This window comes from Streptomyces sp. NBC_01497 (genome assembly GCF_036250695.1).
GTDB lineage: Bacteria > Actinomycetota > Actinomycetes > Streptomycetales > Streptomycetaceae > Streptomyces.
In genome coordinates this window covers 7,547,815-7,563,292 of sequence record NZ_CP109427.1, presented here as the reverse complement: position 1 = coordinate 7,563,292, position 15,478 = coordinate 7,547,815, and the positions used below count along the sequence as shown (strand labels likewise).

The window sequence follows — 15,478 nt, the reverse complement described above, 5'->3', positions numbered from 1 at the left end:
ATGGCCGGACGCTTGACCCGCGCGCTGCTCGCACTGCTCGACTGGCGCTCCCTGCGCTGGCGGATCGCGGCGCTCGTCGCCGTCGCCGCCTGCTCGGTCGCCCTGGCCGTGGGACTGCTGGTGCACACCAGCACACTGACGCGCTCCATGAACGACGACGGCGCCCGCGCCCTGGTGGCCCTCGCCGGCGACGTGGCCGCACACCGCAGGTCCGGCGGCGAGGAGGGGCTGATCAGCCCGGCGGTCATGCCGCCGCAGCTCGCCGAGCAGGTCCGGCGGCACGGCGGCGGTACGTGGTACGAGAACGACCCGCCGGCCGCCCCGCGCATGTGGGCGGCCTCCACCGACCGGGGCGAGGTGTTCGTCACGTACGTCGACACGACGTCCGACCTGCTGACCCGCCAGGCGCTCGACCGGCACATGGTGAAGGCGTCGCTGGGTGTCCTCGCGATCGTCGTACCGCTGTCCGTGCTGGCCGCCGAACTGCCCAACCGCAGGCTCCGCCGGGTGGCCGGGGTCGCGCGGCGGGTCGCGGACGGTGACCTCGGCGCGAGGAACTCCCCTGCCGCGAGGCGTCGTTCACGGGGCGACGAGATCACAGGCCTCGCGGCCTCCGTCGACGAGATGGCCGACAGCCTGCGGGACCGGCTGGAGCGGGAGCAGCGCTTCACCGCCGACGTGGCCCACGAACTGCGCACCCCGCTCATGGGCCTGGTGACCTCCGCCGAACTGCTGCCGGAGTCGGAGGCCACCGATCTGGTGCGGAGCAGGGTGGCGGTGCTCCGTGTCCTCGTGGAGGACCTGCTGGAGATCTCACGGCTCGACGCGGGCGCCGAGGTCGCGGACCCGGTGGCGGTGCCGCTGGCCGAGATGGTCGAGGAGTCGGTGGCCCGTACCGGACTCGACGTCAGGTTCACCGCCGCCGGCGCCGCGACGGTCGAGACGGATCCGCGACGGGTCGACCGGATCATCGCCAACCTCGTCATCAACGCCCACCGGCACGGCGCGGCCCCGGTGGAGGTCGGTGTGGTGGGGGCCACCGTCGTGGTGCGCGACCACGGTCCGGGGTATCCCGCGACGCTGCTCGCGCACGGACCGCGGCGTTTTCGTACCGGCGCGACGGAGCGGGGCCACGGCCACGGGCTCGGGCTGACCGTCGCACTCGGCCAGGCAGGGGTCGTCGGGGGGAGCCTCGACTTCGCGAACGCCCCCGGCGGCGGGGCGCTCGCCACCCTCCGGCTGCCGGAGCGCGCGGCCCAGGACGGCCCGACACACGGCTGATACCCGGCTGAGCGTCCGCAGACGGGCGGCGTCGGCACCATGGAGATCACCGGCACGGAAAGTGGTGGTCCTGCGCGATCCTCGCGCGGTTCCATCCCACTCCCGGTGCCGGAGGCCTCTCCATGCCCGCTGTCCATCCACCCCCGTCGCTCACAGGCGGCGCACACTCCCCCGGCGGAGCTCAGCCCTCTCCCGGTGGCCGCCCCGGGCGCCGCCCGGGACTCTGGGTGGCGTTCGCCGCGCTCACCGTCCTGACCGCCCTGACCGTCCTCGTGGCAGTCTCCGTGCCTTCCGCCCCGCAGCGCCACGGAGACCCGCGTCGGGGCACCGGTCAGGACAGGGCCGGTGCGGCGATCGCCGCCGCCCTGCGGTCCCTGCCCGGGGGCGGCCAGGCGGCCGTGACGGTCATCGGGCTCGGCGCGCCCGCGACGACCGGCGCCGCCGCACCGGTCCCGATCGCCAGCGTCGCCAAGGTCATGACGGCCCGTGTCGTCCTCGCGGACCACCCACTGCGGGCGGACGGCAGAGGGCCGGACGTCACGGTGGACCGCACCGCCGCGTACGAGGCGGGCACGGCGGACGAGTCCAGCGTACGAGTCGATCCGGGGCAGCACCTGGCCGAACGGCGGCTGCTGGAACTGATGCTGATCCCTTCAGGCAACAACATCGCTCGCCTGCTGGCCCGTTGGGACGCGGGGTCGGAAGGCGCCTTCGTGAGGAAGATGAACGCGGCGGCGGCCGCCCTCGGGATGCGCCACACCACCTACACCGGCGCGAGCGGCATCGAGGCGACGACGCGCAGCACGGCGGCCGACCAACTCGTCCTGGCCCGGCGCATGATGGACGACGCCGTCTTCCGGTCGATCGTCTCGGAGCGGACGGTCGAGCTGCCCCGCGGCGGGGGTCCCGTCGCCAACACCAACACTCTGCTGGGGCGTTACGGCGTGATAGGCGTCAAGACGGGGTCGAGCACCCCGGCCGGCGGTGCGCTGATGTGGGCCGCGCACCTCACGGTGGACGGGCGCGACCGGCTGCTTCTCGGTGTGGTGCTGCACCAGAACGCCGGCACGGACTCCGAGGAGGGGCTCTCGGCTGCCCTGAACAACAGCAGGACCCTGCTCGTGGCACTGCGCGACGTGCTCGGAGCGGGCAGCGGGACCGGCAGTCGTGCGACGAGGGGGGTGCGGACTCCGTGACGAGCGCCCTGGACACCCCGGGCGCAACCGCGCCGCCGCCCGCGCCACCCCTGGCCCGCACGGGCGGGTGGCGGCGCGGCCGGGCCACCGCGGCCCTCGCGGCGGCGGACGGGCTGGTGCTGCTCCTGCACCGGGCGCTGCCCGACCGGGTGGGTCACCTCGGCAGTCTCCTGGACACCCTGCTCCCCTGGGTGGGGCTCGCCGTTCCCGTCCTGCTCGTGCCCGCGCTCGTGCGCCGGGCTCCGATCGCCCTCATCGCCCTCCTGCTGCCGTCCGTGGTGTGGCTGTCGATGTTCGGCGGGACGCTCGCGTCCCGGCAGTCCGGGGGCGGCGATCTCACCGTGCTCAGCCACAACGTCGACGAGCAGAACCCCGACCCCGCCGGGACCGCGCGGGCACTCGCCGCCTCGGGCGCCGACGTCGTTGGGCTGGAGGAACTGGGCGGCGCGGCGGCCTCCACGTACGAGAACGTGCTCGGCGCGGCCTACCGGTACCACACCGTCCAGGACACGGTCGGCCTGTGGAGCAGATACCCGCTGACGGGCACGAGTCCCCTGGCGATCATGCCGTGGACCCGCGCGCTGCGCACGACCGTGCACACGCCCCGGGGACCGGTCGCCGTGTTCGTGGCGCACCTCGCCTCGGTCCGGGTCGGTCCCACCGGCTTCGCCACGGACCGCCGCAACGACTCCGCCCGGCTGCTCGCCGCCGCCCTGGGCCACGACCCCCTGCGGCGCACGGTGGTCATGGGCGACTTCAACGGAAGCACCGGTGACCGCGCCCTGTCCCCCGTGGTCCGCGGCCTGCACTCGACGCAGGACGTGGCGGGTGACGGCTTCGGTTTCACCTGGCCCGCCGCGTTCCCGGTGGCCCGCATCGACCAGATCCTGGTGCGGGGCGCCGTCCCCGTCGCGTCCTGGACCCTGCCCCGCACCGGCAGCGACCACCTCCCGGTCGCGGCGCGGCTGCGGCTGTGACGCCCCAGTGGTCGGAGCGGGCGGTGGCCGCCCGACGGCGGATACCGGCGTGCCGGGGACGGCTGTTCGCCGCGTTGCTCGCGTTCGTCGCGCCCGGCCGCCTCTACGGCCTGCCGGCGCCGGAGCCCGCCACGATGTTCTCGCCCCTGAAGCACGCGTCGCTCGCCAGGAAGGCCGCGCCCACCACACCGGCGCGCGGGCCGAGGGTCGACATCACGATGGGCAGGTTGCCGGTGGCCAGGGGCAGTGAGCGTTTGTAGACGACACTGCGGATCTCGGCGAGAAGGACGTGGCCGAGGCCGGCCAGCCCGCCGCCGATCACGATCATGGAAGGGTTCATGAAACTCACGACGGTGGCGAGGACCTGGCCGACCCGGCGCCCGCCGTCGCGTATCAGCCCCACACTGACGGCGTCGCCGGCCGCCGCGCACGCGCCGACGTCCACGGCCGTCAGGGCCCCTCGGGTGCCGAGGCGTTCCGCGAGCTGCTCGGAACGGCCGGAGCGGGCCGCCGCGGTGGCGTCCCTCGCCAGCGCGGTACCACCGAAGTACGCTTCGAGGCAGCCGGAGTTGCCGCAGGCGCACACCGGCCCGTCCCCGTCCACCTGGATGTGGCCGATGTCGCCCGCACACCCCTCGGCACCCCGGTAGATGCGACCGTGGACCTGCACACCGGAGCCGATGCCGCTGCCGATCTTCACGAACAGCAGATGCTCCACGGTGGTCGCGGCGCCGGCGTGCTTCTCCCCGATGGCCATGACATTGACGTCGTTGTCGACGACGACCGGGCAGCCGTGGTCGCGCGCCAGGGTGTCCCGTACGGGGAAGCGGTTCCAGCCCGCCATGATCGGGGGCGACACGGGGATGCCCTCCCGGAAACTGACCGGCCCCGGCAGGCCGATGCCGAGGGCGTCGAGCCGTTCGTAGTGGCCCGCCTCCCGCAGGGTGCGCAGGAGTTCACCGACGTGGGCCAGCACCGCGTCCGGTCCCGCCAGGATGTCGGTCTCCTCCGACAGCGCGGCGACGGTACTGAGTGAACCGTCCGTGATCTCGATGTCGACGGAGCCCACTCCGAGATCGACGGCGGCGAACCGGAGTCCAGGGTCGAGCCGGACAAGAGTGGAGCGGCGCCCGCCGCGGGAGGCGGCGGGTCCCGCTTCGAGGAGGCGGCCCGCCGCGACCAGCCGGTCGAGTTCGGCGAGCAGGCGTGGCCGGGGCACCTCCAGCCGGTCGGGCAACTGGGCCCGGGAGAGCGGTCCCTGGTCACGCAGCAGGCTCAGTACCCGGTAGGGAATGCTCACGGGCTCACATCCTCGAAGTCGCCGGCGGGAGGTCACCGCCACGGGGGCCGCCGACGGCGGGATCCGGGTCGCGGTCACGGCGACCGTAGACCGGGGTCACGGCCGGCTCCCGCCGTTTTGCACGAAGCGGGGAAAGTTCTTTTCCCGCCGATGGATCTCCCGCTCCCGACGGGCGCGGAACCCCGTACGCCGCCGGGGGGTGTCCGGCGCGCGAGGGGCGGGAACCCGGTGGCTCCCGCCCCCGCGACCGGCGTTCGGGTCAGCCGGCCAGTCCTCCCTTCACCGCGGACGCGTCCCGCGCGAGCGCGTCACCTGCCGCCGTGTCGGGGACGAGCGAGCGCTGCCCCGCGAGGTCCGCCACCGCGTCGAGTACGGCGGCCGCCTGCCCGGTCCGGCCGGCGTCGGCATGTGCCGCGGCCTGGCCGATCCGTACGTCGAGCCGTTGCTGCCCCTGGGCGGTGACCAGCCCGTCGGCCTTGAGCCCGGCCACCAGGGCGGTGAGCTCCGCGAATGACGTGTGCGTGGTGAAGTGCACGGTCTTCGTCGCGGAGTTGCCGGCCGCGTCCTGCCCGGTGGCCTTCAGGTCGTGGCCGCCGAGCGGCAGCCGCCACAGCTCGACCGGCTTGCCCGGGGCGAGCGCGGCGCCGTCCAGGGTGGCCGTTGCGGTGGCGCCCCCGGAGACGGTGTCGGTGGCGGTGACCGCGGGCGTGATCGCGGTGGAGTCGCCGTGGTCGGAGTCCGCCTCGACGCCGGTGACCGTCACGGACGGGCCCGTCCGGTCGATCCGTACGGTCGTCGACCCGACGTTTGACACGTTGCCGGCGGTGTCCGTTGCCCGGTAGCTGACGGTCGTCACACCCTCGGCGGACAGGGTGACGGCGGAGTTCGCCGCCTTCCAGGTCTTTCCGCCGTCGAGGGAGTACTCACGGCTCTTGACACTGCCGTTGTCCTTCGCGGTGACGGTGAGCTTCACGTCCCCCGTGTACCAGCCCCCGGTTCCGGTCGGCTTCGCCGGGTCGAGGGTGGCCGTCGCGGTGGGTGCCGTACGGTCCGCGACACCCGCGCCCTGGAAGGTGAAGGAGTCGGGCTCCACACCACCCGTGGAGGTGACGTACAGCTTGCCGCTGCCCGAGGGCGCCCCGGTGAGCGGGGTGTCGACGGTCTGCCAGCCGTCGCCTGCCGGTACCGGGACGGTGGCGAAGGGCTCCGCGTCCGGCGAGTTCCAGCGCAGTGAGAGGGTGCCCGCACCGGTGGCCCTCGTCCGTACGCCGGTGATGCCGGAGAAGGAGACCGGGTCGTAGGCGATCCAGTCGCCGGGATCGAAGGAGGTCAGGCGACGCTGTCCGGACGCGGTGGCGTCGTCGGTGACGGTGACGCCCTCGGCCGCGTCGTAGTGCTCGGCCTGCATGAGGGCCGGGTTGAGGATCACCTGCGCGTCGCTGGAGGCCGGGGGCACGGCGCCCGCGCCCTTGTCGGTGTAGGTGAGACCGAAGACACCGAAGACGTTCTCGGTGTCCCCGTGTCCGGCGTCGGCCGGAGTGAGGACCGCGCCGGAGCAGCCGGTGCCGCTGTCGACCGGGTGGCCGTGCTGGTTGTGACCGAGGCCGAAGGTCCACGCCGCCTTGGCGCAGTCGACGTCGGTCCCGTCCTCGGGGTCGTTGATGTCGGTGCCGTACGCGACGGTGTCGCCCCAGTTGAAGAACCCGCCGTTGGGCGGCGTGGTGATCTTCACGGTGGGCGCGGTGTTGCCGACCGTGATCTGGTGGCTCGTGAGGCCGGTCTTGCCCTGGGGGTCGGTCACCTTCAGGCGGGCCTGGAACTGGCCGTTCGCGCTGTAGGTGTGCGTGGCCTTCGGTCCGGTGGCGTCGAAGGTTCCGTCACCGTCCAGGTCCCACTGGTAGGTGAGCGCGGATCCCTCGGGATCGGTGGAACCGCTCGCGTCGAAGGTCACGCTGAGCGGCGCGTGCCCGGAGGACGGCTGGGCCGCGATGACGGCGGTGGGCGCCTTGTTGCCCTCCGCGTACTCGATCCGGTACAGGCCCGCGTCGGGGTTCTGGCGGAAGAATCCGTCGCCGTAGTCGAGGACGTAGAGCGCGCCGTCGGGACCAAACTCCAGGTCCATCGGGTTGTCCCAGGGCGGGATGCCGTTCTCGGACCGCTCGCTGTTGGGCAGGACGTTCTCGATCTTGCTGACCGGCCCGTCGGGGCCGTCCAGGGTGAGGGCCGCCACGTAGTCCTGGGAGAACTCGCCCAGGAACGCCTTGCCGTCCCAGTAGGCGGGGAACTTGCCGGTGGACGGGTTGTCCGCGTCGTAGTGGTAGGTCGGTCCGCCCATGGGGGCCTGGCCGCCGGGGCCGCCGGGACCGCGGAACGCGGTCAGTTCGGGCCAGGGCTGGTCGGTGTCCTTGTCGCCGTACCAGAGTGTGGCGGGGTGGGCGGGCGGCAGGTCCCGCAGGCCCGTGTTCCAGCGGGAGTCGTTGACCGGAGCGGAGCAGTCGAAGGCGGGACCCGGGGTGAGGGTCGCGAAGTCGAAGTCCCGGTACGGGTGGGTGTTGTCCCCCGTGCAGAACGGCCAGCCGCTGTTCAGGGACTTGGTGGTGGTGTTCCACTCCACGTAGCCCATGGGGCCGCGGTTCGGGTCGGCGTTGCCGGCGTCGGGACCGTAGTCGCCCCAGGACACCGCGCCGGTGGCCTTGTCGACGCTGAGCCGGTACGGGTTGCGCAGGCCCATCACGAAGATCTCGGGCCGGGTCTTCGGGGTCCCCGCGGGGAAGAGGTTCCCGTCGGGGACGGTGTAACTCCCGTCGTCCCGCACGTGGATGCGGAGGATCTTGCCGCGCAGGTCGTTGGTGTTGCCGGAGCCGCGGCGCTCGTCGAGGCCGGGGTTGTAGCCCGGTGCGTCGTTGATGGGGTTGTAGCCGTTGACGTTGGGGCCGGACGCCGGTGTGTTGCCGCCGGTGGACAGGTAGAGGTTGCCTTGCGCGTCGAAGTCGACGTCTCCCGCGACGTGGCAGCACTGGCCGCGGTTGGTGTTGACTTGGATGATCTCCTGGCCCGTCGTCAGGTCGAGCTTGTCGCCGGTCCACTTGTAGCGGAAGAGGCTGTCGTGTCCCTCCCACTGCTTCCAGTACGAGTCGTCCTGTCCGGCCGGCAGCTGCTCGGGCGCCGCACCCGCGGGGGTGTCGAGCGGCGGCGAGTAGTAGAGGTAGACCCAGTGGTTGGTGGCGAAGTCCGGGTCCAGGGTGACGGTCTGGAGACCCATTTCCGAGTTCTGGTACACGTCGATGTGGTTGGCGATCTTCGTCACACCGGTACCGGGGTCGGTCAGTCGCAGGTCGCCGTTGCGCGCTGTGTGCAGCACGCGGCTGTCGGGGAGCACGGCGAGGTCGATCGGCTCACCGGTCTCCTTGGTGAGGGTGACCTTCTCGTAGTTGGCCCAGTCGAGTGCGGGGTCGGCCGCCTCGTCGCCCTCGTGCGCGGGGGCGTGCCGGGGGGCGGGTGCGTGTACGGGCGCCGTCGCGGCGGGCGCTGCCTGCGCGGCCGGGGCGAGACTCGCCCCGCCCAGCGCGGGCAGCGCCGCCAGCACGACCCCGGTGATCAGACGTCTCAGGGTTCGGTGCACGGTGGTGCGTCTCCTTGGTCGCGTGCCGACAACGGTGGGATGCGGGTGCTCAGGCGCCCAGCAGGCGCTTGATGCCACCCAGGCTGCGCTCCGCCGCACCCAGCGAACCGGGCGGGTTCGGCAGGGTGTTGACCGCGTTGTCCTGCTCGTAGATGCCGATGTGGCTGTCGCGCGGACCGATGTCCCGCACGAACCGCTCGTACGGCAGGTCGCCGGCGCCGAACTCGACCATGCTGTAGCCGTCACCGGAACCGGGTGCCGAGACGCCGTCCTTGAGGTGGAACAGCGGGTAGCGGTAGGGCTGGTCGCGTACGTACGCGGCGGGTTCGAACCCGGGATAGCGGTACTGGCCGACGAAGGCCCAGTAGACGTCCATCTCCAGATACACGTAACGGGGGTCGGTGTTACGCAGGAACACGTCGTAGAGGCGGACCGACGGCTGGTCGCTCGCGAAGGCGAACTCGCCCGAGTGGTTGTGCTGGTAGAGCTTGAGGCCGCGGGCCGTGGCGGCCCGGCCCCACTCGTTGAAGTCCTCGGCTGCCGCCTGGTAGGCGGCGACGGTGTTGGTGCCGGAGGGGGCGTTGGCGGTGCCGACGTGCGGCATGCCGAGGATCTCGGCGGTGTCCAGTTCGCCTTCGAGGTTGCCCGCGAAGTTGCCCAGGCCGACATGGCTGCCGGTGGCGCGCAGGCCGTTGTCGTCGAGGATCCGGCGGATCTCCTTCGGTGTGATCTGCCGGCCGAGGATGGAGGTGTTCTGCGTGTAGCCCGCGAACTCGACCTCGTTGTAGCCCATTCTGGCCAGTTCGGGCAGGACGACGGCGAAGCCGAGCGAGGTCACCTTGTCGCGCACGCTGTAGAGCTGGATCGAGACGCGGTTCTTCGGGATGGGCAGCCGGGAGGGCGCGCCGGCGGCCGGAGCGGCGGATGCCGAGGCGGCGGACGCCCCGACGACGGACGCGGCGGCGACGGCGACGGTGGTGCGCGCGGTGGCGCGGAGGAACGTCCTGCGGTCGAAGGACTTCTGCAGATGGCCCACGGTCACTCCAGGTGATGAGACGGGGGATGAACGGCGGGGTACGGGCGGGGCGCCTGCGGCGGCCCGGTGGGACCGGGTGCGGCGGGGCGCGACGCAGGGCGTGCGGCGGTGTCCGGCCCGCGCGTGGCCGCACCCGGGGTGCCGCACGGGCGGCGCGCCGCGGCGGCCGGCCGGCGGCCGGGGCCGCACGGTCACAGGTCCGCTGTCACAGGTCCGCGTCGCCGGCCGCGCCCGCGGCTGCCCGTGCGGCGGCGGCGCGCCCGGCCACCTGCCCGGCGAGTGCCCGGCCCCGGTCCTGCGGAGCGGCCCTCAGGGCGCGCGAGGACGTGGCGGCGGCGGTGGCCGGAGCGGTCTCCCCGACGACGGCTCCTCGCACCCGGGCAAGCGAACCCACGCTCAGAACAGGGGAGTTGCCCGTCGCGGTGAGCGTGCCCGCGACGATGGTGTTGTCGAGCACGGCGGCGGCTGTGTTGTCCGTGACGGTGAGGTTCTTGGCCAGGTAGGTGGCACCCGCGCAGGAGCCGAGAGGACCGTCGCCGCCCAGCTGAAGGGTGTCGCCGTTGTGGTGGTAGTCGGTACTCCCGTTGACCTCGCTCGCGCAGAGCACCCCGCCGAGGGAGTTGCCGCTGACGGTCAGGTCGCCCTTGACGGTGGTGTCGTAGACGTCCGCGTAGAGGCCGTCGGCACCGGCGACCGCGCCCTTGACGGTGCTGCCGGACACGTACAGTTCACCGCCGTCCGCGCCGACCGCGCCGTTCAGGGTGGCGTCGACCGCGTACAGGAAACCGCCGGTCGCCGCGGCGGACTTGACGGTGGAGTGCTGGAGGTGGGTGCCGAAGGCGCCGGTGGCGGTGACGGCACCCTTGAGCGTGGAGTCGGTGACGTCCAGGTAGCCGCCCTCGCCGACGTCGACGGCTCCGCTGAAGGTGACCCCGGACGCGACCAGGTCGGCGCCGTCCTGGACGGTGACCTTGCCGGCGACCTTGGTGCCGTCGAGGGTGCAGGACTCCCCCGCCGGCACCACCAGGTCACCGCGCACGGTGACGGCCCCGCCGTCCCCGACACAGGTCGTGTAGAGCGCGGCCTGCGCGGTCGTGGCGAGCGCCACCAGGCTCCCGGAGGCCATGAGGGCGGCGGTCGCCGTCACGACATAGGTACGTAGCTTCATTGCGCTTCCCCTTCTTGCTGCCGACACGGCCGCACCGGTGCGCGGCCGGGCCCCGCACGGAGCGGGGGTGCTGCGGGTTGCGTGAGCGCGCGCCTCGGGGCGGCCCGGCCGCGTACGGGGCGGGCCCCCGTGGGGGAGGGAGGCGTGAGGAGCTGGCGTTACCCGGACGAAACATCCGCCCGGTGGCCCGAGACATTAGGGGCCGCTCCCGGGCACTGTCCAGAGGTTTCACCGGAACCGGGTAAAAGTTCTTGATGATCCATCAAAAGTTCTGTCGGAAACGGCAGTTCTCTGCGGCAGGGCCATCGCCGGCACCGGTCACCGGCGGGTTCGGGTCGGTTGCTCAGGCGGGTTGATCGGGCCGTTGATCGGGCGGGTCGATCGGGCAGGTCGATCGGGCGGGGCCGGCAGGCGCCCGCCGTGTCTCGCCCCCGGGACGGCGGGCCTGCCGGCGGAGCGGGCCCGGCCGCCGGCGGCCGGCGCGTCACCCGCGCGCCTCCTCGCCGCCCCCGTACACGGCGCGAGGCCGGCCTCCGCTCGGGAGACCGGCCTCGCGCCGAAGGGGCGGCCGTCGGTTTCGGATCCGGCGGACGCCGGCGGTCAGTTGTCGTCCGGGCACAGATGCAGGGCCAGCGCGTTGTCGCCGGTGACGGAGGTGTGCACGCGTCCGATCGTGCCGGTGTCGCCGCTGTTGGCCAGGCGGAAGTCCGTCCCGGCGTTCTCGCCGTTGTGGAAGGCCGCGTCGTCGACCGTGAACGTGGCCGTCTTCCAGGTGTCGGTGCCCGTCTTGGCCACCGGCGCCGTCGACTTGTACGCGTTGCCCACGGCGTCGTACTGCAGGCTCCAGCTGCCGGTGCCGTGGTCGTAGTAGTCGACGGTCACCGTCGCCCGGTAGGTGCCACCGGGCACGGTGGTGTTGTCGATGTCGAAGTACGCGTACGGCGAGCCGTCCGTCGTGGAGCGGCCGGACCGGCCGCCCGCGGTGACCGGCACGGTGTGCCCGTCCCCGTTGTCCCGGAGCCTGAGCCCGCATTCGGTGTCGCTGGCGCCCAGTGTGTCGCAGGCGGTGGCGGCGCCGTCGGCGGCCGGTACGGTGATCACCGCCGCGCCGCCGGGCAGCGTGCGGCCGGCGGCCGTCCGGAAGGCGATCGTCACCGGGTGGTAGCCGGACGGTGTGTCCTGCGCGACCTTGATCGTGACGGGTGCCTTCGCGGTGGGCGCGCGCGTCAGGTCGAGCGTGCCGGAGGACGGGGTGACGCTCACCCCGGGGACGTCGGAGTGGGCCGTCCAGCTCACCTTGCCCGCGCCGCCCGCGAGCACCGAGGCGCCGACGGTGGCGGGCACACTGCCACCGGGCGGTGTGACCTGCGCGCCGGTCGGGGTCAGGTAGCCGATCGCCGGGTCCTCGTACGCCCGGTACGAGGGCGGCGCGTCCGCGGCCGACGTGGCGCGGTGCGTGTCGGGCCGGGTGGACAGGGCGATGCCGAGGTCACCGCCGCGCGTGGCGAACGACGCGGGCAGCGCGTTGGACTCGTGTTCCCGGCCGTTCAGCGTCATGCCGGTGACGTACGGCGCGTCGGTCGCCGCTTTCGGCGCGTCGATGCCGATGCGGTGTCCGGTGCCCAGGGTGATCTCCGCGCGCCGGAACAGCGGACTGCTGAGCGCGAGGGTCGGCGTACCGGGTGTGGCGGGCATCATGCCGAGCGCCGCCCACACGTACTCCGAGGACAGCGCGCCGTTGTCGTCGTTACCGGGCAGTCCGTCGGGCCGGGTGGTGAACAGTTCGCTCTCGAACCGGCGGGTGACCGCCTGCGTCTTCCACGGCTGGCCGACGTAGTCGTACATCCACGGGGCCGTGGTGTCGATCTCGTTGCCGGCCCAGTCGTACGGGGCGTTGCCACCCGCGTTGAGCTGGGAGAAGAAGTCGTCGAGGCGCGGGATCGCCTCGTCCTTGCCGCCCATCGCGGCGACGAGGCCCGCGATGTCCTGCTGCACCGAGAAGTTGTACTGGGCGGCGTTGCCCTCGTCGTAGCCGTCCTGGCCGAAGGCGTTCGCGGGCGGCGTCTGGAAGCCAGGGCCCGCGGGGAAGGCCCCGTTGTCGTCGCGCGGGCGCAGGTAGCCGGTCGCGGGGTCGAAGATGTTCTGCCAGTTCTGGCCGCGACGGGCGTACTCGGCGGCGGTGTCCCGGTCGCCGACCGTGGCGGCGAGCTGCGAGATCGTGAAGTCGTCGGTGGCCCACTCCAGGGTCTCGGAGGCGCCCTGGAGGCCGTGGTCGCCCTGCGAGTCGGCGTTGTTGGGCGCGTAGCCGAGACGTACGTAGTCCTCGACGCCGGGCCGTTCGGTCCAGCCCCAGCCGACCTGCTGCGCGGTGGTGGCGCCCTTCTCCATGATGGGCAGCGCGTCCTTGACGTCGACGCCCTGCGCGCCGAACGCCACGTACTGGGCGAACAACGGCACACCGTTGTCACCGTTCATGACGTTGCCCGTCATGTTCTGCGAGGGCCATTTGGGCCACCAGCCGCCTTGCTGCTGGGCGTCGCGCAGCAACGAGTCGGCCATGTCCCCGGCCTTCTTGGGGTAGAGCATGGTCTGCAGCGGGGCGAGCGAGCGGTAGATGTCCCAGTCGGAGAACGTCGCGTACTGGGTGTGGCCCGGCGCCACCGTGTGGATCTTGCCGTCGAATCCGATGTAGCGCCGGTCGACGTCGTTGAAGACGCTCGGTGACTGGAAGGACCGGTACAGCGAGGTGTAGAACGTCGTCAGCTGGTCCTTCGTGCCCCCGCCGACCCGCACCTTGCCCAGGACATCGCGCCAGTCGGCGCGGGTCCTGTCCTGCACCCGCGCGACGTCCCAGCCGGGGATCTCCGTCGCCATGTTCCGCGCGGCGCCCGCTGTACTCACGTACGACATGCCGACCTTGGCCGTCACGTTCGCCGTGCGGGTCGTGTCGAAGGTGAGGTACGCGCCCGAGCCGGCGCCCGACGCACTGTCGGCGCCCGCGGTGACCTTGCCGGAGCCCCAGGTGCCATGGGCGGTGAAGGGCCGGTCGAAGGTGATGTCGAAGTACATCGTGTACTGGCTGTTGTTGCACAGGCCGTGCGGGGTGGTGGTCCCCCGCAGCTCGTGGTCGTTCACGACCTGCACCTGGGCCGCGAGGTCACCGCCCAGGCTCGTTCCCGACTTGACCAGGACCTGGGCCTGACTCCCCTTGGGGTAGCGGAAGTTCGCGATACCGGTCCTGGTGGTGGCACCGATGTCCACCGCCACGCCGGAGTCCGCCAGCGTGACCGAGTACGCGCCGGCCGTGGCGTGTTCGTCGTCGTGGGAGAAGTGCTCGGTACGGGCGGCCGGGTCGTCGCCGACCGCTCCGGTGACCGGCAGGATCGGAATGTCGCCGAACGACGAGCAGCCACCGGAGAAGTGGTCCAGGCTGAAGCCCTTGATGGCGTTCGAGGTGTATTCGTAGCCTGTGGCCCCGGAGGTGGTGTCGGGGCTGAACTGCATCATGCCGAAGGGCGCGGTGACACCGGGGAAGGTGTTCTCCGCGTCGACGCCCTTCATCGTCCCGATCATCGGATCGACATAGGCCGTCGGATCCGCCACGAGGGACGTGTGCGCCGGACCGCTCCGGGCGGGCGCGGCGGAGGCCGCCGCGGGGGCGGCCGTCACGCACGCGGCGATCACCACCGCCCCGATCCCGAGTCTGCTCCATTGACCGCGTCGTCGATGCACCGTGGGCCTCCCTGCTGCCGCCCTGCGTCCAGCCGCCATGATGTGACATCGTTGTCACACGCCGTGGAGTCTGTCGGTGGCCTGACCCCCCGTCAAGGGTCAGGACAGGACAGCGACGCCGACGCCCCGACGATCCCTTTCCGCGCGGAGCGACGCGCCGCGCCGCGTCCGGTGCGCCCGGGGGCGACGGCTCCGGACGCGGCCCACCACTCGGCGAGGACCTCGGGGAGGCCGCCCGGTCAGAACGGTCGCGGCGGTCGGGGCGGGGCGGCCGGGGCCCCGCCCGGCCGGTCCACTCCAGGCCCGGGGCGGCCCCGGCCACGCTCGGGCTGCCTCCTCCGGCGATCAGATCCGGCCGGGTTTACGCCGAGGCCGCCACTCAGGCGCCGCCCCCGGCCCGCGGGATCAGGCGGTCTCCACCAGGCCCGCCCAGGCGCGGGCAAGGACCGCATGGCCCAGCGGCGTCGGGTGGACGCCGTCGCCCGCGACCGCCGGCGCGCCACCGTGCTCGCGTGCCGCCTGGTTGAGCAGGCCGTCCGCCGGGAGCAGGGCCGCGTCGAACTCCTCCGCCAGCCTGCGTACCACCTGGATGCGCGGATCGAGGTCCTCCCGCCAGTCCCACTGCTCCTCCTCGACCGGCACGAGAAACGGCTCGACCAGGAGGATCCGCGCGCCGAGTTCGTCCCGTACGCGCGACAGGAGACCTCGATAGTCGCGCTCGTAGTCGGCGGTCGTCGTCACCTCGCCCGAGTCGTACCGGCGCCAGGTGTCGTTGACACCGATCAGCACGGACACGAGGGCGGGCTTGAGGGCGATGGTGTCCTCGTCCCACCGGGCCACCAGGTCCGCCACCCGGTTCCCGCTGACGCCCCGGTTGAGGAAGGTCAGCTCGCACGGTTGTGGGCGTTCGCGCATCAGGTCCGCGGCCATCCTGACGTAGCCGTTGCCGAGACCGTCGCCCGGCTGGGTGCGCCGGCTGGTGTCGGTGATGCTGTCGCCCTGGAAGAGGATCGTCGAGTCGGCGGGCACGCGCAGGGGCATCTGTTTCTCCGCGGGGGTCGGGGGGCGGCGACCGGGTCCGCGCCGGGCCGGTACCGCTGGGGGCACGGCCTGGACGGACGTGACGGGCGAGGGGCGCGGAGCGACCGTGTCGATGGCGGCCGTTC

Annotated in this window: 9 protein-coding genes; 3 read left to right on the top strand and 6 right to left on the bottom strand. The window is 72.7% G+C overall.

Going from position 1 to position 15,478, the window contains the following annotated elements; all coding sequences use genetic code 11:
* From OG310_RS32055 to OG310_RS32045, 3 genes are all read left to right on the top strand, one after another.
* Positions 1–1,281, top strand: a complete 1,281-nt coding sequence (locus OG310_RS32055) for a sensor histidine kinase (protein ID WP_329459335.1) — start codon at positions 1–3, stop codon at positions 1,279–1,281.
* A gap of 227 nt (positions 1,282–1,508) precedes the next feature.
* Positions 1,509–2,477: a D-alanyl-D-alanine carboxypeptidase family protein gene (locus tag OG310_RS32050; protein ID WP_329459334.1), complete on the top strand. Its 969-nt coding sequence runs from the start codon at positions 1,509–1,511 to the stop codon at positions 2,475–2,477.
* 50 nt (positions 2,478–2,527) lie between these two features.
* The gene (locus OG310_RS32045) at positions 2,528–3,454 is read left to right on the top strand and encodes an endonuclease/exonuclease/phosphatase family protein (protein ID WP_443078913.1); all 927 of its coding nucleotides are present in this window, start codon (positions 2,528–2,530) and stop codon (positions 3,452–3,454) included.
* A gap of 103 nt (positions 3,455–3,557) precedes the next feature.
* On the opposite strand, the gene OG310_RS32040 is transcribed toward OG310_RS32045, so the two are convergent.
* The 6 genes from OG310_RS32040 to OG310_RS32015 all read right to left on the bottom strand — a co-directional run bounded on the left by OG310_RS32040 (position 3,558) and on the right by OG310_RS32015 (position 15,353).
* The gene (locus OG310_RS32040; protein WP_329459332.1) at positions 3,558–4,754 is read right to left on the bottom strand and encodes an ROK family transcriptional regulator; all 1,197 of its coding nucleotides are present in this window, start codon (positions 4,752–4,754) and stop codon (positions 3,558–3,560) included.
* 259 nt (positions 4,755–5,013) lie between these two features.
* Complete coding sequence (locus OG310_RS32035; protein WP_329459331.1) at positions 5,014–8,376, bottom strand: PQQ-dependent sugar dehydrogenase; 3,363 nt, start codon at positions 8,374–8,376, stop codon at positions 5,014–5,016.
* Between the two features lie 49 nt (positions 8,377–8,425).
* Positions 8,426–9,412, bottom strand: coding sequence for a sugar phosphate isomerase/epimerase family protein (locus OG310_RS32030; RefSeq protein WP_329459330.1), 987 nt, complete (start codon positions 9,410–9,412; stop codon positions 8,426–8,428).
* A 205-nt stretch (positions 9,413–9,617) separates the two neighbouring features.
* A complete protein-coding gene (locus OG310_RS32025) occupies positions 9,618–10,580 on the bottom strand; it encodes a hypothetical protein (protein ID WP_329459329.1) in 963 nt (320 codons plus the stop codon).
* Positions 10,581–11,180: 600 nt separating this feature from the next.
* Positions 11,181–14,312, bottom strand: a complete 3,132-nt coding sequence (locus OG310_RS32020) for a GH92 family glycosyl hydrolase (RefSeq protein WP_329459328.1) — start codon at positions 14,310–14,312, stop codon at positions 11,181–11,183.
* A gap of 405 nt (positions 14,313–14,717) precedes the next feature.
* A complete protein-coding gene (locus OG310_RS32015) occupies positions 14,718–15,353 on the bottom strand; it encodes an SGNH/GDSL hydrolase family protein (RefSeq protein WP_329459327.1) in 636 nt (211 codons plus the stop codon).
* Positions 15,354–15,478 lie beyond the last annotated feature (125 nt).